General features: G+C 64.1%; 25 protein-coding genes and 1 tRNA gene. 14 read left to right on the forward strand and 12 right to left on the reverse strand.

Going from position 1 to position 25,561, the window contains the following annotated elements; genetic code table 11:
• The first annotated feature begins 43 nt into the window (after positions 1–43).
• From N5A93_RS01675 to N5A93_RS01690, 3 genes are all read left to right on the forward strand, one after another.
• Positions 44–120: transfer RNA gene (locus N5A93_RS01675), tRNA-Arg, on the forward strand.
• Positions 121–602: 482 nt separating this feature from the next.
• A complete protein-coding gene (locus N5A93_RS01685) occupies positions 603–1,661 on the forward strand; it encodes a phage minor head protein (protein ID WP_268953312.1) in 1,059 nt (352 codons plus the stop codon).
• A gap of 1 nt (position 1,662) precedes the next feature.
• A complete protein-coding gene (locus N5A93_RS01690) occupies positions 1,663–1,968 on the forward strand; it encodes a hypothetical protein (RefSeq protein ID WP_268953313.1) in 306 nt (101 codons plus the stop codon).
• Between the two features lie 366 nt (positions 1,969–2,334).
• Here N5A93_RS01690 and N5A93_RS01695 read toward each other — a convergent pair whose 3' ends face one another.
• The 3 genes from N5A93_RS01695 to hpt are packed head-to-tail and all read right to left on the reverse strand — an operon-like array spanning position 2,335 to position 3,754.
• Positions 2,335–3,069, reverse strand: coding sequence for a heparan-alpha-glucosaminide N-acetyltransferase (locus N5A93_RS01695; RefSeq protein WP_268953314.1), 735 nt, complete (start codon positions 3,067–3,069; stop codon positions 2,335–2,337).
• A complete protein-coding gene (locus tag N5A93_RS01700; RefSeq protein WP_268953315.1) occupies positions 3,066–3,245 on the reverse strand; it encodes a hypothetical protein in 180 nt (59 codons plus the stop codon). The genes N5A93_RS01695 and N5A93_RS01700 overlap by 4 nt, the downstream gene beginning before the upstream one ends.
• Positions 3,242–3,754, reverse strand: a complete 513-nt coding sequence (gene hpt / locus N5A93_RS01705) for a hypoxanthine phosphoribosyltransferase (RefSeq protein WP_440590557.1) — start codon at positions 3,752–3,754, stop codon at positions 3,242–3,244. The genes N5A93_RS01700 and hpt overlap by 4 nt, the downstream gene beginning before the upstream one ends.
• A gap of 106 nt (positions 3,755–3,860) precedes the next feature.
• Between hpt and N5A93_RS01710 the strand changes: the two genes are divergently transcribed.
• Positions 3,861–4,307 (forward strand): type II toxin-antitoxin system RatA family toxin, encoded by a 447-nt coding sequence (locus N5A93_RS01710; protein WP_268953316.1) that lies wholly within the window; start codon positions 3,861–3,863, stop codon positions 4,305–4,307.
• A 7-nt stretch (positions 4,308–4,314) separates the two neighbouring features.
• Here N5A93_RS01710 and N5A93_RS01715 read toward each other — a convergent pair whose 3' ends face one another.
• From N5A93_RS01715 to N5A93_RS01725, 3 genes are read right to left on the reverse strand one after another with little or no spacing between them, the layout of a single operon-like run.
• The gene (locus tag N5A93_RS01715; RefSeq protein WP_268953317.1) at positions 4,315–4,782 is read right to left on the reverse strand and encodes a CinA family protein; all 468 of its coding nucleotides are present in this window, start codon (positions 4,780–4,782) and stop codon (positions 4,315–4,317) included.
• On the reverse strand, positions 4,779–5,276 hold the full coding sequence (locus N5A93_RS01720) for a phosphatidylglycerophosphatase A family protein (protein WP_268953318.1): 498 nt from the start codon (positions 5,274–5,276) through the stop codon (positions 4,779–4,781). The genes N5A93_RS01715 and N5A93_RS01720 overlap by 4 nt, the downstream gene beginning before the upstream one ends.
• Positions 5,273–6,421: a bifunctional 2-C-methyl-D-erythritol 4-phosphate cytidylyltransferase/2-C-methyl-D-erythritol 2,4-cyclodiphosphate synthase gene (locus N5A93_RS01725; RefSeq protein ID WP_268953319.1), complete on the reverse strand. Its 1,149-nt coding sequence runs from the start codon at positions 6,419–6,421 to the stop codon at positions 5,273–5,275. Before N5A93_RS01725 ends, N5A93_RS01720 begins: the two co-directional genes overlap by 4 nt.
• Positions 6,422–6,578: 157 nt before the next feature.
• Here N5A93_RS01725 and dusB point away from each other — a divergent pair, with 157 nt between their 5' ends.
• The 5 genes from dusB (at position 6,579) to ntrX (ending at position 13,789) form a co-directional block, all read left to right on the forward strand.
• Positions 6,579–7,568 carry a tRNA dihydrouridine synthase DusB gene (gene dusB / locus N5A93_RS01730; RefSeq protein WP_268953320.1) on the forward strand — a complete coding sequence of 330 codons (990 nt, stop codon included), beginning with the start codon at positions 6,579–6,581 and terminating at the stop codon, positions 7,566–7,568.
• Positions 7,565–8,683 carry a two-component system sensor histidine kinase NtrB gene (locus N5A93_RS01735; protein ID WP_268953321.1) on the forward strand — a complete coding sequence of 373 codons (1,119 nt, stop codon included), beginning with the start codon at positions 7,565–7,567 and terminating at the stop codon, positions 8,681–8,683. Before dusB ends, N5A93_RS01735 begins: the two co-directional genes overlap by 4 nt.
• Positions 8,655–10,016 carry a response regulator gene (locus tag N5A93_RS01740; protein WP_268953322.1) on the forward strand — a complete coding sequence of 454 codons (1,362 nt, stop codon included), beginning with the start codon at positions 8,655–8,657 and terminating at the stop codon, positions 10,014–10,016. Before N5A93_RS01735 ends, N5A93_RS01740 begins: the two co-directional genes overlap by 29 nt.
• 152 nt (positions 10,017–10,168) lie before the next feature.
• Entirely contained in the window at positions 10,169–12,373 is a 2,205-nt protein-coding gene (locus N5A93_RS01745; RefSeq protein WP_268953500.1) for a sensor histidine kinase NtrY-like, read from the forward strand.
• 6 nt (positions 12,374–12,379) lie between these two features.
• Positions 12,380–13,789: a nitrogen assimilation response regulator NtrX gene (gene ntrX, locus N5A93_RS01750; protein WP_268953323.1), complete on the forward strand. Its 1,410-nt coding sequence runs from the start codon at positions 12,380–12,382 to the stop codon at positions 13,787–13,789.
• Between the two features lie 3 nt (positions 13,790–13,792).
• Here the strand turns inward: ntrX and N5A93_RS01755 are convergent, their stop codons facing one another.
• The gene (locus N5A93_RS01755; RefSeq protein ID WP_268953324.1) at positions 13,793–14,275 is read right to left on the reverse strand and encodes a hypothetical protein; all 483 of its coding nucleotides are present in this window, start codon (positions 14,273–14,275) and stop codon (positions 13,793–13,795) included.
• Between the two features lie 100 nt (positions 14,276–14,375).
• Here N5A93_RS01755 and trkA point away from each other — a divergent pair, with 100 nt between their 5' ends.
• From trkA to hflX, 4 genes are all read left to right on the forward strand, one after another.
• Positions 14,376–15,752 carry a Trk system potassium transporter TrkA gene (gene trkA / locus N5A93_RS01760; RefSeq protein WP_268953325.1) on the forward strand — a complete coding sequence of 459 codons (1,377 nt, stop codon included), beginning with the start codon at positions 14,376–14,378 and terminating at the stop codon, positions 15,750–15,752.
• A gap of 4 nt (positions 15,753–15,756) precedes the next feature.
• Complete coding sequence (locus N5A93_RS01765; RefSeq protein ID WP_268953326.1) at positions 15,757–17,277, forward strand: TrkH family potassium uptake protein; 1,521 nt, start codon at positions 15,757–15,759, stop codon at positions 17,275–17,277.
• Between the two features lie 135 nt (positions 17,278–17,412).
• Positions 17,413–17,652: an RNA chaperone Hfq gene (hfq, locus tag N5A93_RS01770; RefSeq protein WP_268953327.1), complete on the forward strand. Its 240-nt coding sequence runs from the start codon at positions 17,413–17,415 to the stop codon at positions 17,650–17,652.
• Complete coding sequence (hflX, locus tag N5A93_RS01775; protein ID WP_268953328.1) at positions 17,649–18,929, forward strand: GTPase HflX; 1,281 nt, start codon at positions 17,649–17,651, stop codon at positions 18,927–18,929. The genes hfq and hflX overlap by 4 nt, the downstream gene beginning before the upstream one ends.
• 7 nt (positions 18,930–18,936) lie before the next feature.
• On the opposite strand, the gene N5A93_RS01780 is transcribed toward hflX, so the two are convergent.
• Positions 18,937–19,272: a DMT family transporter gene (locus N5A93_RS01780; RefSeq protein ID WP_268953329.1), complete on the reverse strand. Its 336-nt coding sequence runs from the start codon at positions 19,270–19,272 to the stop codon at positions 18,937–18,939.
• Between the two features lie 95 nt (positions 19,273–19,367).
• Complete coding sequence (locus tag N5A93_RS01785; protein ID WP_268953330.1) at positions 19,368–20,582, reverse strand: NADP-dependent isocitrate dehydrogenase; 1,215 nt, start codon at positions 20,580–20,582, stop codon at positions 19,368–19,370.
• A gap of 281 nt (positions 20,583–20,863) precedes the next feature.
• On the opposite strand from N5A93_RS01785, the gene N5A93_RS01790 reads away from it, so the two are divergent.
• Complete coding sequence (locus tag N5A93_RS01790; protein WP_268953331.1) at positions 20,864–21,115, forward strand: hypothetical protein; 252 nt, start codon at positions 20,864–20,866, stop codon at positions 21,113–21,115.
• Positions 21,116–21,633: 518 nt separating this feature from the next.
• On the opposite strand, the gene N5A93_RS01795 is transcribed toward N5A93_RS01790, so the two are convergent.
• The 3 genes from N5A93_RS01795 to N5A93_RS01805 all read right to left on the reverse strand — a co-directional run bounded on the left by N5A93_RS01795 (position 21,634) and on the right by N5A93_RS01805 (position 25,559).
• Positions 21,634–23,841, reverse strand: coding sequence for an NADP-dependent isocitrate dehydrogenase (locus tag N5A93_RS01795; RefSeq protein ID WP_268953332.1), 2,208 nt, complete (start codon positions 23,839–23,841; stop codon positions 21,634–21,636).
• 144 nt (positions 23,842–23,985) lie between these two features.
• Positions 23,986–25,197, reverse strand: a complete 1,212-nt coding sequence (locus N5A93_RS01800) for an MFS transporter (protein ID WP_268953333.1) — start codon at positions 25,195–25,197, stop codon at positions 23,986–23,988.
• Positions 25,194–25,559 carry an ion channel gene (locus N5A93_RS01805; protein ID WP_268953334.1) on the reverse strand — a complete coding sequence of 122 codons (366 nt, stop codon included), beginning with the start codon at positions 25,557–25,559 and terminating at the stop codon, positions 25,194–25,196. The genes N5A93_RS01800 and N5A93_RS01805 overlap by 4 nt, the downstream gene beginning before the upstream one ends.
• Positions 25,560–25,561 lie beyond the last annotated feature (2 nt).

Consider the following 25,561-nt stretch of genomic DNA (forward strand, 5'->3'; position numbering starts at 1 on the left):
CGATTGCAGGTCGAGGCGCTTTGCCCTATAGCCTGTGCCGCACGCACCTGTAGCTCAGCTGGATAGAGCGCTGCCCTCCGAAGGCAGAGGCCAAAGGTTCGAATCCTTTCAGGTGCGCCACAATCTATTTCGCATATTTTTTCCATGTGTCTGCTGCGCGAGACTGTTGTGTTTGTGGTGCGCGTTTGCTGGGGCAATTCCGGGAAGCTCCATGGGGCTGCGCTCGGACCGACCCTTCACATTGGGCCAGAGCTTGTCGAGCGACAGATACCGCTCATGATCAGGCCCGCCCCACCATTCGGACGACACCCGCCCGTTCCGCTCACCCCGGCTCACATCCACCGATCTGTCACCAGCCCGTGCCGGTGCGGCTGGGTCCAGAACTTCCACACCGCCCATCGGCTATCTCCTGCGCCGGGCGCCGGGAGCCACTCTCCCAGCCCTCAACCCGTCACCGGGAAACCGGCACTCCTCTCACTCTGCTGTTCCTTCGCATGCTGCCATCCGCGAACATGACCCCTGATCGAGGTAACGCACGGTCGGTTGATAGCTTCTTAACACTCTCGCAATACAAACCATCGCGCGGGTCAGCGGGAGGTTCCATGCAACACAGTCTTCGGGAGTTCCTCCGCCACGGTGGCAGCGGGCAGTACGTTTTCGCCCGGCAGAACGGTGCCGTATACGGCTACCGCACGGGCATTTCGATCAAGTCGCTTTTCCCCGGCTATGCCGACCTGCGGGCCGATTTCGCCGAGCAACTGGACCGCGTGATCGCCGAAAACTCCCGGATGCTGCTGAATGCGCTGACGCCGCCGGACACCGTGCCATGGGTGACCGAAGCTGATCTGCGCGACGTATTGGATGCGAAGGAGGAAGCGCTGCGCCAATGGGATGCACGCTTGACGGCGATCTTCGAGGAATATGAGACCCACCCGCAGCGTTTGCGCCCGTTGCGGGCGGCGATGGAAGAACGTCTGCTTCGGGCCTTCGCTGGCCTGATAAACCAGCTTCGGCAGCAGGAATTGGGAATCGAGCAATACATCTGGCGCTCTCAAGACGACACGAAAGTGCGCGACAGTCACGCCGAATACGACGATCAGGTGTTTCGATGGGATGAGCCGCCCGAAGACGGCCATCCGGGACAGGCGCACAACTGTCGGTGTTATGCGGAGCCGGTCAGCCCCAGTACCCCTGACGATGTCACGCTTGTGGATTACGTTCCCACAGCCGGGGGCTATCCTCTCCAAGACCTCGCCGAGCATGAAGCTGGGGGTGGGCACTCGATTGAATTGCACGTCGGCAAGAGCGAGGCTTTCCTCATCGGCATGGTTACCGTGCCGCAAGCCCAGACGCTGTTCTACACGGTCTACCGCTGGCGCCACGGTTCCTTCAGCTCGCTCGCGGCCGCCGAGAGGTTGACGAATGCGAACCTTTCCCGCAATGCAGACATTGTGAATGCGGTCGCGACTGGACGATTGGAGGACGCTTTCATAACAAGCACCTTCTCCAGCATCACCGGCCAAGAGGCATATCGGTTGACCCGTAGAGCCTCTTCGCCGATTCGGCTGCGGACAACCTATGGTGTGGGAACGTATATTCGCCATGCGCCGGACATGCCGAACGGCTTCATAATCATAACATCCTATCCAAGGGACGAATAACATGAAACCGCCGCAGGCCTTCCGTGACTTTACCTTGCAGTTCCATCAGGATATTGACTTGGTCCATCCGAATTGGGGGGCTGACTCCCCTTCAGCACGCCACGACATCTACACGAGTTTCCGGCGGAGGTACGGCGACGCGGCGGTGCATGAATTGAATGCTTTTTTCGATAAACTGATGGCCAACGAGCAAGTCGACCTTGAGGACTTGTGGTTCAAAGAGTCCAAAGCTGACTGGGTTATTTCCAATCAAGGTATTCGGCGGCTTTTCAAGGATTTTCAGGCATGGGCGTCCTCCATTAAATAAGGGCCGGTTCAAATTACGCATTCTCCGCCATGCACTTCGCGAGCGGCCGTTGATTTGGAACTGAGCGGTTCCGAAGGTCCGGTAGGATTTGAGACAGAGGTTACCCGGCGGGCAGCCCCGCCGGTCCCGAGGGGGAGGCCCCGTTCCCCAGAACGGGATCTCGTCGTCGCGACAGGCGTGATCGGGGGACTCAAACTCGGCCGTTTTCGGGCGGCGCGGGGCAAGTCGACATTTCCAGCGATGATCTCGCAGCCCTAGGGCACTCAACCAAATTCCTGCCACCGTAACCTACCGTTTCAAAACAACCTTCCAGTTCTCTTCTTCTACCGCCACGGTGCGCCACTTTTCCCCGCGGTGTTCACAGCCTCAGACCAGCAAGCCATAGCTCCAGATCAGGGCGAACAGGAGCGGTTGGTGAAGCAGGTAGAGGGGCAGCGTGTTGCGCCCCGCCCAGAGGATCCAGCGGCACGCACCTTGCATCGCGCGGGGATCATAGCGCGCAGCGCGGCCGAGCCAACCGAGGCGCGCGGCAAGGCGCATGCTGATAAGGCCCGCCAAGAACACGGCGAACCAGGGAAAGAGCGGTTCGAAATCAAGCGCGGGCGCGGGGTTGAGCGAAAGGCCAAGCCACCAGAGCGCGGGGTGGGCGAATGCCTCGTCTTGCACGAAGCGGGGCAGCAGGAACACCCCAAGCGCAACCAGCCCCACCACGACAAGCCGCAGGCGCAGGAATGCCAGGCCCAGCAGGCTGAACGTGGCGATCGCATGCAGGATACCGAAATAGACGAAATAATCCGGCATCATCGCATAGGTTGCCAATGACACCAGCAGCGCGGCCAGCGCGATCTGCGCAAGGCGCCGCCCGGCGGCGGACCAGCGGATGCGCCGCGCATGCGCCAGATAGAGGCTGGCCCCTGCGAGGAAAATGAATCCCCCGGCGACCAGATGGGCCAGCGCATCCCAGCCGGGCTGATGCACGGTTCCGGGTGGCAGGTGGCCGAAGAATTGCAGATCATAAACGAAATGAAACAGCACCATCCCCGCCAGCGCCGCGGCGCGCAAAACATCGGGCAAAAGCATGCGCCCGGCGGTTGTCGTCATGGTTTCCACAAGCGCCCCCGCGGATCGGTCGAAAGCGTCTCGGGCCAGCCGAAGACATGTTCATAGGCGAGGAGCGCCAGGCAGATCAGGATGATCGCCAGCACGAACCTGACCTGTCGCCCGCTGGGCGGGTTCTGGGCCCATCGGGCCATGCGAAAAAGCCAGCGGATATTCATGATCGGGTGAACAGCACCGTTCCGATATAGGGCAGGTTGCGGCCGATCTGGGCGTAGTCGATACCGTAGCCGACCACGAATTCGTCCGGAACCTCGAAGCCTGTCCAGTCGGCGACGGTGGGCATTTCACGCCGCGCGGGCTTGTCCAGAAGGGCGACGCTGCGCAGGCGGGCGGGGCCGCGTGCGCCGAGCAGTTCAAGCACCTGGGTTAATGTGCGCCCGGTATCGACGATATCCTCGATCACCAGCACGTCGCGCCCCGCGATGTCGGTGTGCAGATCCTTCACGATCTCGACCCTGCGGCGTGACTGTGTGCTGTCCCCATAGGAGGAGAGTTCCATGAAGTCCACTTCAACTTTCAGGTCGAGCGCACGCACCATATCTGCGGCGAAGACGAAGGCTCCGCGCAGGATAGCGACCACCAGAAGATTTTGACAGCCCGCGATTTCACTTTCAATTTCGCGCGCAAGGCTTTGAACCCTTAGAGAAATTGTCTCGGCTGGGATCATGGGCAGGATCTCGTAGGCCCGGTCGATGATGGGATCCCCCTTGAAACTTTTACACCAGTCTATGAAAAAGCGCGGCACTGTCACGACAAATCCGGGTCACACCGCAATGCCAGCACATGCCGAAACCCGCCAGGTCCCTTATTCGGCCCGGCAAATGTACGACCTGGTGGCCGACGTGGCCAGATACCCCGAGTTCCTGCCCTGGACGGCGGCGGCACGGGTGCGCAAGGTGACGCCGCAGGCGGATGGGTCCGAACTGATGGAAGCCGATCTTGTCATCAGTTTCAAGGTCTTCCGGGAGCGATTTGGCAGCCGCGTCCTGCTCTGGCCCGAGGTATATCAGATCGAGACCGAGTATCTGGACGGACCGTTTCGCTATATGAAATCAAGCTGGCGTTTCGAGGATGACGCGCAGGGCTGCCTGATCCATTTCGACGTCGATTTCGAATTCCGCAACCGGCTTTTGCAGAAAGCCGCGGGGCTGTTCTTTTATGAGGCGATGCAGCGAATAGTGAAGGCGTTCGAGGCGCGGGCGCATGATCTTTACGGCTGAGCGGTGATCAGCTGAGTGCGCGGGACAGCAGAACCAATGCGTGATCGCGTGATTTGCGGCGCACCTCGGCGCGTCCGATGCTGCCGAAATCCTTCGTTTCGGTGAAGGTTTTCAAGCCCTTGCGGGCCAATCCGAAACAAACGCGGCCCTCGGGCTTGTGTTCGGAGCCGCCCGGACCGGCGATTCCCGTGACAGACACCGAAAGCTGAGCGGCGGAATGGCTGAGCGCGCCATCGGCCATTTCGCGGGCAACGGGTTCGGAGACGGCGCCATGTTCGGCGAGGGTTTCGGGCGCAACGCCCAGCATCTGGGTCTTTGCGGCGTTGGAATAGGTCACGAAGCCGCGATCCACCACCGAAGAAGAGCCTGCGATATCGGTCAGCGCCGCGATGACCATGCCGCCCGTGCAGGATTCGGCAGTGGAGATCATCACGCCCTGCGCCTTGGCCAGTTCAAGAATTTCTTCTGAAATCAACGCATTAATATCCCATGTGAAAGTGCGGCGAGGGCCATTACGCCAATCGCGGCGAAGGCCCCGGCTATGATATCATCAAGCATCACGCCAAGCGAATCCCCGCGGCGGTCGGCCCAGCCGACGGGGCCGGGTTTCCAGATGTCGAACAGGCGAAACAACAGGAAAGCGGCGATCCAGCCGGGATAAAGCGCGGTGAGGGAGGCGCCGACATGGGCGGCGCCGAGGGAGACGGGGAGGAAGGCGAGCCACTGGCCCGCGACCTCGTCGATCACGATCTCTGACGGGTCGTGATCTGATTTTCCCTTTGTTTCCAGTTCGGTAGACCACCAGCCAAGGGCGAATACCAGCAAGGTCGCCGCGATCAGAAGCCAGGGGCCACCCAGAAGATGCAAGCCCCAGGCCACGGGAATGGCCGCCAAGGAGCCCCAGGTTCCGGGCGCGGGGCGCAAATGGCCAACAAGAAAAAACGTTGCAATAAAATGGGTTACGCTCATGTCTTCACCAATGTGACGGCCGCCTGCGCGGCGATTCCTTCCTCGCGGCCGGTGAAACCGAGGCGTTCGGAGGTGGTGGCCTTGACGGAAATGCGGGTCTTGCAGAGGCCTGTGATGGCGCAGAGGGTGTCGATCATGGCTGGGGCATGGGGTGTTATCTTGGGTCTCTCGCAGATAAGAGTGACGTCCATGTTATTGATAACAAACCCATTATCCGACGCTAGGGCCACGGCATGGCGCAGGAAGATATGGCTTTCCGCGCCTTTCCACTGCGGGTCGCTGGGGGGGAAGTGGCGGCCGATGTCGCCTTCGGCCATGGCACCATATATGGCGTCGGTGAGGGCGTGCATCGCAACATCAGCGTCGGAATGGCCCTGCAGGCCGCGATCATGGGGGATGCGCAGACCGCAGAGGGTGACATGGTCGCCATCCCCGAAACGGTGCACGTCAAAGCCCTGGCCGATACGTATATCCATTTGATCTTTCAGTATTTTCTCGGCCCGAAGGAAGTCTTCGGGGTGGGTGATCTTGAGATTGTCCTCGCTGCCTTCGAGGATTCGGACGGGAATTCCGGCGGCGCGGGCGATCTCGACATCGTCGGCGGCATCGCCGCCATGATTGCGATGCGCCGCAAGAATATCCGCGAAAACAAAGGCTTGCGGAGTCTGTGCGCGCCAGAGATTGGTGCGATCACGGGTGCCGGTGACCAGCCCGTCCGCCCCGGTCCAGAGCGCGTCGGTTACCGGCAGGGCCGGTGCGACGGCGCGGGCGTCAGGCTGCTTGAGAGCGTACAAAACGTCCGTTATGTACGCCGGTTTTGTACAGGCGCGGGCGACATCGTGGATCAAGACGTACAAAATGCCGGATTCGCCCGTAACGGCGGCCAGATGTTCGAGCCCGCGCCGCACGGAGCCGGCGCGGGTGTCGCTGCCGGTGGTGATGGTGACGCGACCGCGGGGCGGGAAGAGATCGAGGTCGTCGGGGTGAAGAACGACGACGATATGGTCGATCCCCGGCACGGCTTCGAATGCGGCGACGGTCCAGTCGATCACGCGGCGCCCGGCGAGAGGCTGCCACTGCTTTGGCGTCTCCCCTCCGGCGCGGCGGCCACGGCCCGCGGCAACGATGATGGCGGCGTTCGTCATGCGATTTGATACCGCGCGGGTGTGGCCAAGCGCAATGGCATGAACGCGCGCCTAAAATTTAGGCAGAGCGCCCGGGTGCGGGCTGGAATCACCGTGCAAACATTGTTTAACGTCGGGTGAGTGGATAGAACGGCCCCAGTGCACAAGGATTAATCACGTGACACCATCCCTGACGACGAACCAACAGACAGTCCCGGTGTTCCTGGCGCCGTTGGCGGGAATCACCGATTTGCCCTTTCGCAGCCTCGTGTCGCGCTTTGGCGCGGACCGGGTGGTGAGCGAGATGGTCGCCAGCCAGGAGATGGTGCAGGCCAGGCCCGGTGTGCGCGAGAAGGCGGAGTTGGGCCTTGGGAGCGCGAACACGGCCGTTCAGATCGCCGGGCGCGAGGCGCATTGGATGGCCGAGGCGGCGCGTCTGGTCGAGGGGCGCGGGGCGCGGATCATCGACATCAACATGGGCTGCCCCGCCAAGAAGGTCACCAGCGCCAGCGGCGCGGGGGCGAGCGGTTCGGCGCTGATGAAGGATCTGGATCATGCGCTGTCGCTGATCGAGGCGGTGGCGGAGGCGGTCACGCTGAAGACAAGGCTGGGATGGGATGACAACATGCTGAACGCGCCCGAACTGGCGCGCCGTGCGGAATCGGCGGGGGTGGCGATGATCACCATTCACGGGCGCACGCGCTGTCAGTTCTACAAGGGGCGTGCCGATTGGGCGGCGATTGCGCGAATCAAGGCGGCGGTCTCGATCCCGGTGATCGCGAACGGCGATATCGTGGATGCTTCGAGCGCGCGCGAGGCGCTGCGCCTGTCGGGGGCCGACGGTGTGATGATCGGGCGCGGGGCGCAGGGGCGGCCCTGGCTGCTGGCGCAGGTGGCCGCGCAACTGGCAGGCAGGGCGGAGGATGCCCCGGATGTGCCCGAGGGCGCGGCGCTGGCCGATTTGGTCTGTGGCCATTACGAGGACATGCTTGGCTTTGATGGCGCCGAACTGGGCAACCGCGTCGCGCGCAAGCATCTGGGCTGGTACCTGGCGGATGCGGGCTGTGGCATGGCGTTGCGAAAGCGGGTGCTGACCAGCCGCGACCCCGAGGACGTATTGCGGCTTTTGCCTGATGCGCTTTGTGATGGTGAAAGGGTGGCGGCATGATCGGCCAGAATGACGCGCTTTGGGTTTCCTTGCCGGTCCCGGCGCTGCTGCTGGACGGGCGCGACCGGATCGTTCAGATCAACCCGGCGGCGGAAGGGTTCCTGATGAGCTCGACCAAGTCGATCGCCGGGCAGCCCGTCTGGGACAGGCTGATGGTGGATGCGCCGCTGGAAGAGGCTTTCGAGAGGGCGCGGGAGAACAATTCCCCGCTTTTCGTCAATGATGTGGATGTGGGCACGGGCGACCGCGCCCCCCTGCATTGCAATTTGCAGATCGCGCCCCTGAGCCATGCGCCGGGGCATATGCTGTTGCTGATCTCGCCGCGCGAACTGGCGGCGCGGGTCACGCAGGGGCAATCGGTGAAGGCGGCGGCGAAATCGGCGATCGGCATGGCCGAGATGCTGGCGCATGAGATCAAGAACCCGCTGGCCGGAATCACCGGGGCGGCGCAGCTTCTGTCGATGAACCTGAGCAATGACGATCTGGAACTGACCGATCTTATCGTCAGCGAAAGCCGCCGGATCGTGGCGTTGCTGGAGCAGGTCGAGCAGTTCGGCAATGTGACGGAGCCCAAGGTGCGCGCGGTCAATCTGCATGACGTGCTGGACCGGGCGCGGCGCTCGGCGGTGCTGGGATTTGCCGCGGACATGACCGTCATCGAGGATTATGACCCGTCGCTGCCGCTGGCGCTTGGCGATCCGGACCAGTTGTTGCAGGTGATATTGAACCTGCTGAAGAACGCCGCCGAGGCGGCGGGCAAGGGCGGTGGCGTGATCAGGCTGCACACCTATTACGAACAGTCGCTGCGGGTGCGGCGCGGCAATGGCGGGGGCAAGTCGCTGCCCTTGCAGATCGAGGTGATCGACGACGGGCCGGGACTTCCGCCCGAGATCGCCGAGGACATATTCGACCCGTTCGTCTCGGGGCGCGAGAACGGCACGGGTCTGGGGCTGGCATTGGCGGCGAAGATCATCTCGGATCACCATGGCTGGATTTCGGTCAGTTCGGTGCCGGGGCGGACAGTGTTCCGGATCTCGCTCCAGCGCGCGCCCGACGAGATGCCAGAGACCACGGAGGACAAGGCAGATGGATGGCACGGTACTGGTCGCGGATGATGACCGAACGATCCGGACGGTTCTGACCCAGGCGCTGACGCGCGCGGGATGCAAGGTGCATGCGACCAGTTCGCTGACCACGCTGATGCGCTGGATCGGCGAGGGCAAGGGCGACGTGGTGATTTCGGATGTCATCATGCCCGATGGCAACGGGCTCGAGATGCTGCCCAAGATCGCGCAGGATCGTCCCGGCCTGCCGGTGATCGTGATCTCGGCGCAGAACACGATCATGACGGCGATCAAGGCCGAGGAGGCCGACGCCTATGATTACCTGCCCAAGCCCTTCGATCTGCCGGACCTGATGAAGCGCACCGCAAGGGCGCTGGACAGCCGCGCGCGCAGTTCCGCAAGCGCCGTCGAGGACGAGCGCCCCGACGAATTGCCGCTGATCGGGCGCACGGCGGCGATGCAGTCGCTTTACCGGGTGGTGGCGCGGATCATGAATACGGATCTGCCGGTGCTGATCACCGGGGAATCGGGCACCGGCAAATCGCTGATCGCGCGGGCGATCCATGATTTCTCGGACCGGCGCACCTTGCCGTTCATCACGGTGACGCCGGCGGATCTGTCTGATCTGGAAGGCCCCGCCAAGGTGATGGCGCGCGCCAAGGGCGGCACGATCGTGCTGGACGAGGTGACGGATCTGGACCCGGATGCGCAGGGGCGCGTGGTGCGGATGATGGATGCGCCCGGCGATAATGCGCCCCGCTTCATGGCGACGAGCCAGGCGCGGCTGTCGGATCGTCTTGAGGGCGGGCGGCTGCGCGAGGATCTTTATTACCGCCTGTCGGGGGCGGTGATCGAGGTGCCGTCGCTGCGCGAGCGGGTCGAGGATATCCCGCTGCTGGCGGTGCATTTCCTGGCGCGGGCCGAGCGTGACGGGAATCCGCCGCACGCCCTGTCTGAAGATGCCGAGGAACTGATGCGCGCCTATAGCTGGCCGGGCAATGTGCGTCAGCTGGAGAACGCCGTGCGCCGCATCGGGCTGACCGCGCGCAGCGAGGAAATCAGCCGCGCCGAGGTCGAGGCGGTGCTGGGCAACCAGCCCTCCGCGCAGCCGGTGCTGGGGCAGGGCGACGGCGAGAAGCTGTCGGCCTCGGTGGCGCGCCACCTTCAGAGGTATTTCGACTTGCACGGCAACATGATGCCGCCGCCCGGGCTCTATCCGCGAATCCTGCGCGAGGTGGAGGCGCCACTGATCGAGATCGCGCTGGATGCGACCGGCGGGAACCAGGCGAAATGTGCCGATCTTCTGGGGATCAACCGCAATACCTTGCGAAAGAAGATCAAAGACCTTGATATTCTCGTGACACGCCGCCGCAAGTTGATGTAAAAGTGCAACAATGATGTGGCATTTAGGGCGATTTTGCCTTTTCGCGCCACATGTTGCTGTGCGCCCAGAGAGGTGTCACAAGCTGATGGGGGCAGTGCGTGGCGGCAAATACACGTAAATGGACGTGGGAACGGGTCGGCCGGTTAAGGCGCATCAGGCGCGTGCAGACCTTCGCGACGTTCGGTCTGGTGGTGCTGGGGCCGGTTCTGGCGGTGCTGACCTATATGGTCATGGGGCCGCTGGATCAGGGGTCGTCCTCCAACACGCTGCGCGCTGTGATGCTGGCCGACCTGGTCTATGTGATCATCGTTGCGGCGCTGGTCCTTCAGCGGGTGGCGCGCATGGTCGTTGCGCGGCGCAAGCGCTCGGCGGGCTCGCGGCTGCATCTGCGGCTGACCGGGGTGTTCGCGCTGATGGCGCTGTTGCCGACCATCACGGTGGCGGTTTTCGCGACATTGTCGGTCAACATGGGCCTTGAGGCGTGGTTCTCGGACCGGGTGGGGCGCGTGGTGGACAGCTCGGTTGCCGCCGCGCAGGCCTATGAGGACGAGCACCGGCGCGCCCTGGTGGAGGATGCGCGGGTGCTGGCCTCGGTGATCGACGCCACCAAGCGCGCGACGGTCTTCATGGATGACGGCGATATCCGCGCCGTGCTGTCGCGCGGCCAGCGCGAGATCCAGCGGGGGCTGCGCGAGGCCTTCGTGATCGACGGCACCGGCGATATCCGCGCGCGCGGCGAAAGCTCCTACCTGTTCGATTACGAAGAACCCGCGCCCGAACAGATCCGTCGTTCGGCGGAAGAGGGCGTGGTGGTGATCCAGGATTGGGACAACAATGAATTCCGCGCGCTGATGCCGCTGGAGACGCTGACTGACCGGTATCTTTATGTCAGCCGCAACGTGGATGGCGCGATCCTGAGCCTGCTGGACGAAACCCAGGAGACCGCACGGTTTTACGAGCAACGTGAAAGCGAACGTGGCCGGGTTCTGTTCGAATTCGCGCTGGTCTACCTGGGGTTCGCGCTGATCCTGATCCTGGCGGCGGTCTGGATGGGGATGCTCTTTGCCGAGCGCCTGTCGCGCTCTGTCGGGCAACTGACCAGCGCCGCGCAGCGGGTCGGCGAGGGCGATCTTGACGTGACAGTGCGCGAAGACGATGGCGATGACGAGATCGCCCAGCTTGGCAGCTATTTCAACCAGATGACCCGCCAGTTGAAGGGCCAGCGCGAGACGCTTTTGGCCAATACCCAGCAGATCGAGCGGCGCCGGCGGCTGTTCGATTCGGTGCTGGGGTCGGTGTCGTCGGGTGTGGTCGGTTTGGATGTGCGCGGGCGCGTGACCTTCGTGAACCGCGCCGCGGAGCGGTTGCTGGACTGGCAGGAGGATCAGGCCTCGACCTCGCTGAGCGTGGCGGTGCCGGAATTCGGGGCGCTGTTCGAAAAGCTGAAATCCAGTCTTGGCGGCTTTGTGCAGGAGGAGGTCAAGGTGAGCCGGGGCGGGCGGGTCGAGAACCTGCTGGTGCGCATGTCCACACGGCGCAGCGAGTCGGGCAAGCGCGAGGGCTATGTTGTGGCCTTTGACGATGTGACCGATCTGGTTGCGGCGCAGAGGCTGGCGGCCTGGGGCGATGTGGCGCGGCGCATCGCGCATGAGATCAAGAACCCGCTCACGCCGATCAAGCTGTCGGCCGAGCGTATCAAGCGCAAGTTCAGCAGGGTGCTGGAACCCGAGCAGGCCGAATCGCTGATTCAACTGACCGATGTGGTGATGCGCCAGACCGACGATCTGCGCCGGATCGTGGACGAGTTTTCAAAGTTCGCGCGCATGCCCGAGCCGGATGCCAGGCCTGAAAGCCTGACACGGCTTGTGCGCGAGGCGGCATTGCTGCAGGAAGCGGGCCAGCCCGATGTGCATATCGACATCGCGCTATGTGAGGACGAGTTGTGTGCGAGTGTCGATGCGACGATGATCAGCCAGGCGCTGACGAATCTGATGAAGAACGCAGGCGAGGCGATCGAAAGCCTTCAGGAAGCGGGCGCGCCCGAAGGGCACAGCCCCGAGATCCGCATCTCCAGCAGTTTCGAGGACGGGCAGGCCGTGGTGCGGATCGCCGATAACGGCATCGGTCTGCCGGAGGATCGCTCGCGGCTTTTCGAGCCTTACGTCACCACGCGCGAAAAGGGCACGGGGCTGGGGCTGGCGATCGTCAAGAAGATCATCGAGGAGCACGGCGGCAGCCTTGTGCTAGAGGATGCGCAGCCCTTTGCCGAGGGTGCGCGCCAGGGGGCCATGGCGGTCGTGCGGTTGCCCCTGCTGAATGCCGGGGAGGAGCAGACAATGGAACGGGAAGCGGTGTGAGGCAACATGGGTGATATTCTTATTGTCGATGACGAGCGCGATATCCGCGAGCTGATCGCGGATATCCTGCAGGACGAGGGTTATGAGACGCGCCTTGCGGGCACCTCGGATGCCTGCATGGCGGCCATTGCCGAGTCCGCGCCGTCGCTTCTGATCCTGGATATCTGGCTCAAGGACAGCCAGATGGACGGAATCGACATCCTGAAGGCGGTGAAGCGCGACCACCCGGAAATCCCGGTGGTGATCATCTCGGGGCATGGCAATATCGAGATCGCCGTCGCCGCGATCAAGCAGGGGGCTTACGATTTCATCGAGAAGCCATTCAATATCGACCAGCTTCTGGTGGTGATCCGGCGCGGCATGGAAACCAGCCGTTTGCGGCGCGAGAACCAGCAATTGAAGCGGCGCGAGACCGAACCGGCGCAGATGCTGGGCGAAAGCGCCGCCTTCCGCACGCTGGTGTCGCAGCTTGACAAGGTGACGCGCTCGAACGGGCGGGTGATGCTGACCGGAGCGGCCGGATCGGGCAAGGAGCTGGCGGCGCGCTATATCCACGCCAATTCGCAGCGCGCCAGCGGGCCGTTCGTCTGCGTCAGCTGCGCCTCGATCGAGCCCGAGCGCATGGAGGAGGTGCTGTTCGGGCGCGAAACCGAGGAGCGCGGCGTCGAGGCGGGTCTGCTGGAAGAGGCCAGCGGCGGCATCATCTATTTCGACGAGGTGGCCGACATGCCGCTTGGCACCCAATCCAAGATCCTGCGGGTTCTGGTCGATCAGACCTTCCTGAGGGTCGGGGGCGGCGACAAAATCGAGGTGGATCTGCGTGTGATCTCGTCGACCAGCCGCGATCTTGAAGCCGAGATCGCCGCCGACCGGTTCCGCCGTGAGCTGTATCACCGGCTCAACGTTGTGCCGATCGAGGTGCCTGGGCTGGAGGAGCGGCGCGAGGACATACCCGCGCTTGCCAACCATATCATCGAGATGCTGAACCGCACCCAGGGTCTGCCACTGCGCGAGATGAGCGAAGAGGCGTCGGCGCTGCTGCAGACGATGAACTGGCCGGGCAATGTGCGCCAGCTGCGCAACATGATCGAGCGGGTGCTGATCCTGGGCGATGCGGGCGGCGAGATCCGCGCCGCCGAGCTGCCCGGCGACAGCGAGGCGCCGGCCGAGGATGGCCGCGTGGTGCTGGCGGGCGCGGTGGCGACGATGCCGCTGCGCGAGGCGCGCGAAGCCTTTGAGCGCGAATATCTGATGACCCAGATCAACCGCTTTGGCGGCAATATCAGCCGCACCGCCGAATTCGTCGGGATGGAGCGCAGCGCGCTGCATCGCAAGCTGAAATCGCTGGGTGTCGTAACCGGCACCAAGAACGGGCGCGCCAGGGGCGAGGAGGGCGACGAGGTCGCCGAGGGCTGAGCCTCAGCGCGCGGGGTTGTGGACGCGCCAGTTGCCGGCCTTGGTGCGCACAGCGCAGCTTGTCTCATCGAGCACGGGCAGGGGATCGTCCGAATGGATGGTCACATTGCCCGCCACCGCGCCGTCGCAGGCGGGCAGCTCGATCCGGGCATAGCCGCGATCGGCCATGCATTGGCGCGCCACGCGGGCGCGCAGCCCCTGATTGGCGTCGTAACGCTCGTATTGGGCGGCGCGGATCTGCACCCGGCGCCAGGTGCAGGCGCCATTCGCGAAGCAGATCGGCTCCATCCTGTATTCGGGCGGGGTGTAGCGGGTGCGGATCTGCTCGGGCACTTGGCGCAATGCGGCGACCTGACAGGCGGTTTCGTCGCGGTCAAGCTGGGCCACGGTGGCGCCGGGCTTGTGATAAAGCGCGGGCGGCGAACAGGCGGCCAGCGCCAGAAGCGCGGCCAGCGGGGCCAAGAATATGCGGCGCGGGTCATGCATGGGGGCCAGTCTAGCGCGGGGCCGGGCGGGGGACAAAGGAATTGACCCCGGTTTGGGCTTCTGTCATGCAGCATCTCCAGACAGCGATGAGGCGTGAGGCATGAAGGTCATCATCTGCGGGGCGGGCCAGGTCGGCTGGCAGATCGCCCGCCATCTGTCGGGCGAGAAGAACGACGTGACGGTGGTGGACAGCAATCCGGACCTCGTGCGCCGGGCGACCGACACGCTGGACGTGCAGGGCATTGCCGGTTTCGCCAGCCATCCCGACGTGCTGGAGCGCGCGGGCGCGCGCGACGCCGACATGATCATCGCCGCGACCTATTCGGACGAGGTCAACATGGTGACCTGCCAGGTGGCGCAGTCGGTCTTTTCGATCGAGCGCAAGATCGCCCGGCTGCGCAGCCAGTCCTACCTGACGGCGGTCTATTCCAACCTTTACCGGCCGGATCATCTGCCCATCGACGTGGTGATCAGCCCCGAGCGCGAGGTCGCCGAGGCGGCGATGCGGCGGCTATCCTCGCCTGCGGCCTTCGATACCGAGATGTTCCTTGACGGCAAGGCGCAGCTGATGGGGTTGCGCCTGCAGGAGGACTGCCCGGTTCTCAACACGCCACTGCGCCAGTTGAGCGACCTGTTCTCGACCTTGCGGGTGGTGGTTCTGGCGGTGCGCCGCGAGGGGCGGCTTTTCGCGCCGGATTCGGGCGATCAGCTGTTTCCGGGCGACGAGGCCTATATCCTGGCCCCGATCGAGGACATTCCGCGCACGCTGGAGGTGTTCGGCAAGTCGCAGAAGAAACAGGAACGGCTGGTGATCGTGGGGGGCGGCAATATCGGGCTGGCCGTGGCGCAGGCGATGGAGGCGCGCGGCGGGCGCACCCGCACCAAGATGATCGAGCGCGACCGGCGGCGCGCGGAACTGGCCGCCGACGCGCTGGAGCGCACCATCGTGCTGAATGGCGACGGGATGGATTCGTCGCTCCTGCACGAGGCGGGAATCGCGCGCGCCGATGCGGTGCTGGTGGTCACGGATGACGACAAGACCAACATGCTGGCCGCCGTGCGCGCCAAGTCCGAGGGCTGTCCCTTCGCGATCTCGCTGATTAACGATCCCACGATGGTGCCGCTGATGGAGCCGCTGGGGATCGACGCCTATATCAACCCGCGCGCCACCACCGTGAGTTCGATCCTGCGCCATATCCGCCATGGCCGCGTCAAGGCGGTCTATTCCATCGGCGATGCCGAGGGCGAGGTGATCGAGGCCGAAGTCCTGTCAACGTCGAGCATCGCCGGTTCGGCGATCCGCGAGATCGACTTTCCCGAGGGCGTGCTGGTGGGCGCGGTGCGCAGGGGCGAGGAGATATTCAAGCCCTCCGGCGGGTTGCGGATCGAAGCGGGCGACGTGATCGTGGTCTTTGCGCTGGCGGATGACGTGATGCGGCTGGAGCAGTTGCTGCAAGTCTCGTTCGATTACTTCTAGCCCGATGAGAGAGCGTCTGGAGACCTTTCCGCTGATCCTGATCCTGTCCGGGGTCGCGGCCTTTGCGATGTTGATTCCGGGGCTGCACGCGCTGGTGCAGGAGGATCACCGTGTCGCGCGCGCCTTTGTCTATTCCAGCATCCTTGGCCTGGTGCTGCTGTTCCTGGTCGGGCTGGCAATGTCTGGACGCGGGAAGCGGGGCAATACCGATCTGCAGAACCTCTTTTCGCTGCTCATGGCCTATACGCTGCTGCCGCTGTTCCTGGCGCTGCCGTTCTATGAGGGCATCGCGAATACCAGTTACATCAACGCCTATTTCGAGATGGTCTCGAGCCTGACCACCACCGGCGCGACGATGTTCGATACGCCCGGTCGGCTGGTGGACAGCCTGCATCTGTGGCGCGGCATGGTCGGCTGGCTGGGCGGGCTGCTGATGTGGGTCGCCGCATCGGCGGTGCTGGCGCCCTTGCACCTTGGCGGGTTCGAGGTGACGGCGAGCGCAGAGCCGGGCCAGGAGGTGAGCGAGCTGGACCGTTTCGAACGGGCCAGTCCAGGCAAGCGGCTGGCGCAGACCACCTATCAGCTGTTGCCGGTCTATGGCGGGCTGACGGCCGCGCTGTGGCTGATGCTGATGGTTGGCGGCGACCGCCCGCTGGTGGCCTTCATGCATTCGATGTCGACCATGGCGACAAGCGGCATTTCCCCCATCGGCGGGGTCGGGAATGCCGGATCGGGCTTTGGCGGCGAGGCGGTGATTTTCCTGTTCATGCTGTTCGCGCTGTCGCGGCTGACCTTTTCATCGGACACGATCACCACGGCGCACCCCGGCCTGCATCACGACCCCGAGTTCCGCCTTGGCATGGCGCTGGTGATCGGGGTGCCGCTGTTGCTGGTCTCGCGCCATTGGATGGGCGCCTTCGAGGTCGATGAGTCCGAAAGTTTCGCGCTGGCCGCAGAGGCATTGTGGGGCGGGATGTTCACGGTGCTGTCCTTTCTGTCGACCACCGGTTTCGAAAGCGCCGCCTGGGAGGGCGCGCGCGGCTGGTCGGGTCTGGGCACGCCGGGTCTGATCCTGATGGGGCTGTCGCTGGTGGGGGGCGGTGTCGCCACCACGGCGGGCGGCGTGAAGCTGCTGCGGGTCTATGCGCTTTACCTCAACGGGCAGCGCGAGATGGAGCGGCTGGTTTACCCGTCGTCGGTGGGGCGCGCCCATGCCGGCAGCCGCCGCATCCGCCGTCAGGGCGCATTCATCGCCTGGATCTTTTTCATGCTCTTCGCATTGTCGCTGGCGATGGTGACGGTGACGTTGACCGCGTTGGGGCAGGGATTCGAATCTGCCATCGTGCTGGCGGTTGCGACGCTTTCGACCACCGGCCCGCTGATCACGGTCGCGAACGAAGCGCCGATTGAATTGTTGACGCTTGCGGCCCCGACCAAACTGGTGCTATGCGCGGCGATGGTGTTGGGTCGTCTTGAGACATTGGCGATCATCGCATTGCTCAATCCCGGCCTGTGGCGCAATTGACGCGCCGGTTCTGAAGGCGCCGGGAAGGATTTGATTTTGGGCTGGAAAGTCACGCCCACCCGCTTCATACTCTTGGGGTGAGGGAGTGACCGTGCCGGTCCGCGGCGCATGCAAGAACAAAGGCTTTGGAATACGATGGCATCTGATAGGCAAAATCTGCAAGACGCATTTCTGAATCAGGTTCGCAAGACCAAGATTCCGGTCACGATCTTTCTGATCAACGGGGTGAAATTGCAGGGTGTGATCACATGGTTCGACAATTTCTGCATCCTGTTGCGCCGCGACGGTCAGGCCCAGCTGGTCTACAAGCATGCGGTGTCGACCATCATGCCCTCGCAGCCGATCAGCCTTTACGAGGGTGACGAGGCGTCTTGACGCAAAGCACCGAGAGCATTGAGACCCGCGCCTGGGTCCTGCATCCCGACATTCCTGCCTCGGCCCATGGCCGCGACCCCAAGCTGGCGCTGGAGGAGGCCGAATCGCTGGCCCATGCGCTGCCGGGCCTGCGGGTTATCGGCGCCGAACTGGTGCGCCTGCCCAAGCCGCATCCCGGCACGCTGTTCGGCAAGGGCAAGCTGGCCGAGCTGAAGACCCGGATCGAGGCCGAGGAGATCGGCCTCGTGTTGATCGACGGGCCGGTGAGCCCCGTGCAGCAACGCAATCTCGAGCGCGAGTGGGGTGTGAAACTGCTGGATCGCACCGGGCTGATCCTTGAGATTTTCAGCGACCGGGCGGCCACGCGCGAGGGTGTCTTGCAGGTCGAGATGGCGGCGCTCAGCTATCAGCGCACGCGGCTGGTCAGGGCCTGGACCCACCTTGAGCGTCAGCGCGGCGGGCTCGGGTTTGTCGGCGGCCCCGGCGAGACACAGATCGAGGCGGACCGGCGCGCCATCGACGAGCAGCTTGTGCGGCTGCGCCGACAGTTGGAAAAGGTGGTCAAGACCCGCGAGCTGCACCGCGCGGCGCGCGCCAAGGTGCCGTTTCCCATCGTCGCGCTGGTCGGTTACACCAATGCGGGCAAATCCACCCTGTTCAACCGTATGACCGGCGCCGAAGTGATGGCCAAGGACATGCTCTTTGCCACGCTTGATCCGACCATGCGGCGCATCGAGTTGCCGGGGGGCGGCCCCGAGGTGATCCTGAGCGACACGGTGGGCTTTATCAGCGATCTGCCCACCGAACTGGTCGCGGCCTTCCGCGCCACCCTCGAAGAGGTGCTGGCGGCGGATCTGATCGTGCATGTGCGCGACATCTCGCATCCCGAATCCGAAGAACAGGCGCGCGATGTGCGCACGATCCTTGAAAGCCTCGGTGTGCGCGAGGCGACGCCGCAGATCGAGGTCTGGAACAAGATCGACCGGCTGACGCCCGAGGCGCGCGAGGCGGCGCTGGTGCGCGCTGCGCGCCATGACCATGTGCAGGCGCTCTCGGCGGTGACCGGCGAGGGGATGGCGGCGCTGGTGGAGGTGATCACCGGCGCGATCACCGAGACGACCCATGAAACTGAGCTGCATCTGGGCTTTGACGAGGGGCGCAAGCGCGCCTGGCTGTTCGATCGCGGGCTGGTCGAGGGCGAGACCCAGACCGAAGAGGGATTCACCCTGCGGGTGCGCTGGAGCGTCAAGCAGGAGGCGCAGTTCGCCCAGCTTTAGGCCCGCATCAATGCGGTGTGGTGGTCGAGAACAGCTGGATCACCACGATCCCGCCCAGGATCATGCCGGTGCCGATGATGGCGGGGGCGTCGAGTTTCTGGCCGAACACCACGAAGCCGATCATCGCGATGAACACGATCCCAAGCCCCGACCAGACCGCATAGGCCACGCCGACGGGAATGTATTTGAGCGTCAGCCCCAAAAGATAAAGCGCGATGGCATAGCCCACGATCGCCACCAAGGTCGGCACCAGCCGGGTGAATTGCTGGCTGGCCTGAAGTGCCGTGGTGCCCACGGTTTCGGCGGCAATCGCGCAGATCAGCAGAAGATAGACCTTGGTCATGGCCGTTCAGTCCTTGTGGCGCGCGGCGGTGTCAGTGCCCGTGCTACGCGGTTTCGGGGGTAAGGGCAATTTGCGAGCGCCAGAGGGCGGGGCGATCAACCCTTGAGGGCCGCGTCGAGATTGCTGTCGATCTTTTCGAGGAAACCCATGGTCGTCAGCCAGCCCTGATCGGGGCCGACCAGCAGCGCGAGATCCTTGGTCATGTGGCCCGATTCCACCGTGTCGACCACGACCTTTTCGAGGGTCTGCGCGAAATGCGCCAGTGCGGCGTTGTCATCGAGCTTGGCGCGGTGCTTCAATCCGCCGGTCCAGGCGAAGATCGAGGCGATGGAGTTGGTCGAGGTCTGCTCGCCCTTCTGGTGCTGGCGGTAATGGCGGGTTACGGTGCCGTGGGCGGCCTCGGCCTCGACGATCCTGCCGTCGGGGGTCATGAGCTGGCTGGTCATCAGCCCCAGGCTGCCGAAGCCCTGTGCGACGGTATCGGACTGCACGTCGCCGTCATAGTTCTTGCAGGCCCAGACGAAACCGCCGTTCCATTTCATCGCACAGGCGACCATGTCGTCGATCAGCCGGTGTTCATAGGTGATCCCGGCCTTTTCGAAGGCCTCGCGGAATTCCTCGTCATAGATTTTCTGGAAGAGCTCGAGGAAGCGCCCGTCATATTGCTTGAGAATGGTGTTCTTGGTCGAAAGATAGACCGGCCAGCCTATGTTCAGCCCGTAATTGAGCGAGGCGCGGGCGAAGTCGATGATGGATGAATCGAGGTTATACATCCCCATGTAGACACCCGCGGAGGGCGCGTCATAGACCTCTTCCTCGATCACGGTGCCGTCCTCGCCGACGAATTTCATGCTGAGCTTGCCGGGGCCGGGGAACTTCATGTCGGTGGCGCGATACTGATCGCCGAAAGCGTGGCGACCGATCACGATGGGGCGGGTCCAGCCGGGAACGAGGCGGGGCACGTTGCGGCAGATGATCGGCGCGCGAAAGACCACGCCGCCGAGAATGTTGCGGATGGTGCCGTTGGGGCTGCGCCACATCTTCTTGAGGCCGAATTCCTCGACGCGGGCCTCGTCGGGGGTGATGGTGGCGCATTTGACGGCGACACCCACCTCCCTGGTCTTTTCGGCGGCGTCGATGGTGATCTGGTCCTCGGTGCGGTCGCGTTCCTCGATGCCGAGATCGTAATAGAGCAGGTCGATATCGAGATAGGGCAGGATCAGTTTCTGCTTGATGAAATCCCAGATGATCCGGGTCATCTCGTCGCCGTCCATCTCGACGATGGGGTTCTCTACCTTGATCCTGGACATGTCGCGCTCCGCTTGGGGTGGATTTGATCAGGCTATATCAGCGATGCGGCGATGCAGAAAGGGTGTTGGGGTGGGGCGCTTGGCTGTGGCCCCAGGACGCCATGCACAAACCCGACGCCTGGCGCGAGCCGCCCTTGAGCACAGGGTTGCACGTCAGCAGCGGCCATCCTTGGCGCTAAGGGTTGTTTTTGCGGCCTGTTTTGCTACTTTAGGCTGAAACGACAGGCTGCGTGGCGAATGTCGTTGCTTGCATGTTGAACCTTCAGTGGAGAGTACCGAGTATGAAGCATTTTACCCTTCTCGCCGTTGTCGCGGCCTCCCTCAGCCTGACATCCATGCCCGCTGCAGCGGGCGACGCGTCCATGACCCGCTCGGATGGGATGGAGATCACCATCAAGTGCCGCAGTTCCGGCTGCAACGTCCAGGGCAAGAAGCCCGGCGGCAAATGGGGCACGGTGGAAAAGACCGCCGGCGGGTCCGAGAATTTCAACAAGCTCAGGGCCAAGTACGAAGGCATGGGATTCGCCGGCTGAACCGCCCCCCTTGCAGATCAGACCGGATGCGCGGCTTCGGCGCGCCCGGCGCATCGGCCTTTGGGAAGGCGGGCGATCGGCAGGTCGCCGCCCGTCGGGGCGTCCCGATCCGGCATCTCGCCGCATCGGCGTCTGGTCCAGCGCGTTGAGCCGCAGGCTGACCGCCGGTTGGGTGGCGCCCGAGGGTTGCTATTCGCGCTTGGATGGGCAGGGGAAGTGCCGAATGGCCGCTTGGAGACCTTCGCGGTCGTTCATCATGCCGGGCTATCGCCGGACCGCGGGATGGCGGCCGACGTTCATTCGAGGCGCTTTATCCCTGCCAAATCCGCGCGTCATTCATTCGCTGCGCCCAGCCTCAACAAATCGCCAGCCCGGGGGGCGGTCTGGCGATAGCCCGGCACCTTCGGTGCTATTCGGGCCGGGCAGTGAATCTCCGCTTCGCCCCCATCGCTGCCGGTATCCTTCGCCAGACCACTCCCCTAAAAGCCAGGGGCCGGATGAACCGGCCCCTTTGTCACTTATCCGATGATCCCGTTCAGGGTGGCGCTTGGGCGCATCACCGCGGCGAGTTTATCCGGGTCGGGGTGGTAATAGCCGCCGATGTCGGCGGGCTTGCCCTGGGCTGCGGCCAGTTCACCCGTGATCTTGGCCTCGTTCTCGGCCAGGGCCTTGGCCATGGGCGCGAATTCCTCGGCCAGCGCGGGGTTGTCGGTTTGCGCGGCGAGGGCTTCGGCCCAGTAGCGGGCGAACCAGTAATGGCTGTCGCGGTTGTCGGGCTCACCGACCTTGCGGCTGGGTGAGCGGCCATTGTCGAGAATGCCCTGGGTCGCCTTTTCGGCCGCCTCGCCAAGGATGCGGGCGCGGGGGTTGTCATGCACTTCGGCCAGGAACTTGAGGCTTTCGCCAAGGGCGCAGAATTCCCCGAGGCTGTCCCAGCGCAGGTGGTTTTCGCCCTGGAGCTGCTGCACATGCTTGGGGGCCGAGCCGCCGGCGCCGGTTTCGAACAGGCCGCCGCCATTCATCAGCTTGACGATCGAGAGCATCTTGGCCGAGGTCGCGAGTTCCAGGATCGGGAACAGGTCGGTCAGGTAGTCGCGCAGCACATTGCCGGTGATGGCGATGGTGTTCTCGCCCCTGGTGATGGTTTCGAGGCTGGCGCGGGTCGCTTCGCGCGGCGCCATGATCTCGAACTTGTCGGCAACGCCCTTGGCCTCGAGGATGGGGCGGACGTATTTGATCAGTTCGGCGTCATGGGCGCGGGTCTCGTCGAGCCAGAAGATCGCGCGGAACCCGGTGGCTTTCTGGCGTTCGATGGCGAGGTTCACCCAATCCTCGATCGGGGCCTTGCGGGCCGAGGCCGAGCGCCAGATATCGCCCGCCTCAACAGAATGTTCATGCAGCACGGTGCCGTCATCCAGTTCCATGCGAACGGTGCCGGGGGCGGGAATTTCGAAGGTGGTGGGGTGGCTGCCGTATTCCTCGGCCTTCTGGGCCATGAGGCCGATATTCTGAACGGTGCCGGCGGTGGCCGGATCGAGCTTGCCGTTCTCCTTGAAGAACTTGATCGTCTCGTCATAGACGGGCGCGTAGCTGTCATCGGGAATGACGCAGACGGCGTCATGTTCCTTGTTGTCCGGCCCCCAGCCCTTGCCGCCCGAGCGGATCAGCGCGGGCATCGAGGCGTCGATGATGACATCCGAGGGGACATGCAGGTTGGTGATGCCACGGTCGCTGTCCACCATGTACATGGGCGGGCGTTCGGCGCGCACGGCCTCGATGGCGGCAAGGATCTCGGGCTTGTCGGAGACGCGCTCGAGCAGGGCGCCAAGGCCGGAATTGGGGTTCACGCCGGCGGCGTCGAGTTCGGCGCCGAACTTGTCGAAGACGGGTTTGAGCCATTGCTTGACCGCGTGGCCGAAGATGATCGGGTCGGAGACCTTCATCATTGTCGCCTTGAGGTGGAGCGAGAAGAGCACGCCCTCCTGCCTGGTCTTCTCGATCTCGTCGGCGAGGAAGGCATCGAGTGCGGCGGCGCTCATGTAGGTGGCGTCAACGACCGTGCCCGCCGGGTAGCTGACACCGTCCTTGAGGACCGTTTCAGAGCCATCCGCGCCGGTCAGGACGATCTTGGCCGTGGCGGCATCTTCCAGTGTCGCGGAGGTCTCATTGGAGCGGAAATCGCCGCCCTTCATCGAGGCGACGCGGGTCTTGCTGTCGGGCGACCAGTCGCCCATGCGGTGCGGGTTGTTCTGGGCGAAGCTCTTGACGGCGGCGGCGGCGCGGCGGTCGGAATTGCCTTCGCGCAGGACCGGGTTCACGGCCGAGCCCTTGATCGCGTCATAGCGCGCGCGCACGTCCTTTTCGGCGTCGCTGGCCGGATCATAGGGGTAGTCGGGCAGGTCGTGGCCCTGTTCCTGCAATTCGCGGATCGCGGCCTCGAGCTGCGGGCCGGAGGCGGAAATGTTCGGCAGCTTGATCACGTTGGCGCCGGGGGATTTCACCAGTTCGCCAAGATCGGCGAGGTCGTCATTGACGCGCTGCGCCTCGGTCAGGCGTTCGGGGAAGGCCGCAAGAATGCGCCCGGCCAGCGAGATGTTGCGCGTGCCCACGGTGATTCCGGCGGCGGAGGCGAAATTCTCGATGATGGGCAGGAGCGAGGCGCTGGCGAGTTCGGGGGCTTCGTCGACCTTGGTGTAGACGATATCGGGATTGGGGGTGTCGGCCATCTGTGATCCCTTTCGATCTGGTTGTGAGCTTGCCGCCTCATAGCGCAATCCGGGCCTGCGGGAAAGATCGTATGCGACAGTATACAAAAATTATTTGCAAGTCGGGCGGGCGCAGCGCGCAGGGCGCTGGCGGCAAGGCGGCGATCAGGTGGCGAAGCGTTCGGCGCGCGCAAGGCGCGTCATCAGCAGCCGCGCCACGCTGACCGCGCCCAGCACGGCCAGAAAGAGCGGCATCGGCGTGCCGTCGAACATGAGCCCCACCGGCACGGTCAGAAGCACGGACCCCACTGTCGCGATACAGGCGATCACGCTGGCGGCCATGCCTGCGATATGGCCCAGCGGCTCCATCGCCAGCGCGTTGATATTCCCCAGCGTCAGCGCGGCATGGGCGAAGACCGTGGTTTGCCATGCCACATAGAGTGGGAACTGAAGTGCCGGGGGCAGGCCGAGAGTGAAGGCCAGCACGACCCCGAGCGTGAGGGCGATTTCAACGCCGAGCGCGCCCGCCACCATCCGCCGCATCCCGAAGCGCATCACGATCGAGGCGTTCACAAGGCTGCCCGCGCCGGCGATCAGCGCCATGCAGAAGAACCAGAAAGGGAATTCCGTGCCACGGGCGAAGAATTGTCCGAAGATCTCCTGAATCATCGAGATCGAGCAAAAGAGCGTGGTCATGCACAGCATCTGCACCGCGATGGCCAGCCGCACGGTGGGAATGGCCAGCACCTCGCGCATGGCCAGCACCAGCGCGGCGCGGCGGAAGGGACGGCGGCGCGCGGGGGGCAGGGGTTCGTCAAGGCGCAGCGAAAGCCAGAGGCTGCTGACCAGAGCGAACAGGATGAAGCTGAGGAAGATCGCGCGCCAGCCCACCAGCACGATCACGCCGCTGCCCGCAAGCGGCGAGACCGCGGGGACCAGCGTGAACACCATCATCACGAAGCTCATGAGCCGGGCCATCTCGCGCCCCGAATAGAGGTCGCGCACGATCGCCAGCGCCACGATCCGCGCCGCCGCCGCGCCAAGCCCCTGCACGATGCGCGCGGCGATCATCAGTTCGAGCGTGGGTGCGGCCCAGGCCAATGCCGCCCCTGCCATGTAGATGCCCGCCCCGGTCAGCAGCACCGGCTTGCGCCCGAAACTGTCCGAGATCGGCCCGGTCAGCAGCGTGCCGAGCCCGAGGCCGAAGATGAAGGACGTGACCACAAGCTGCGCGCGGTTGGGCGCGTCGGGGGTCAGCGTGTCGCCGATCTGGGGCAGGGCGGGAAGCACGGCGTCGATGGAAAAGGCCACCGTCGCCACCAGCATCGCCATCATCGCCACGAATTCCACCCGCCCGAGGCGGCTTTGGCCGGTCATGTATCGGGTCTTTCAGGGTGGTTGGCGGGTTTGTCTTCGGATTTGTGGTGCTTGTCGCCATGGCCCAGCCGGGCGATCAGCCATTCGGTATGTTCTTCGCGCTTGCGCACGGCGTAGGCGCCGAATTGCTGGTTCGTCACGGCACATATCCCAAGACCGAGCAGGATGAAGAGCGTGGTGCCGATCTTGCCCAGTGCCGTCGCCGGGACGAGTTCGCCATAACCCACGGCGGGCAGGGTGACGACGGTGAAGAAATTGCTGTCGAGCCAGCTCGCGCCCTCGACATGGCGAAAGAACACCGTGCCCGACACGATGATCAGCAGCAGCATCGCCAGCAGCGTGAGGGCGTTGATGCCGCGCATGA

The sequence above is a fragment of the Roseovarius salincola genome (assembly GCF_026891095.1).
Classification (GTDB): domain Bacteria; phylum Pseudomonadota; class Alphaproteobacteria; order Rhodobacterales; family Rhodobacteraceae; genus Roseovarius; species Roseovarius salincola.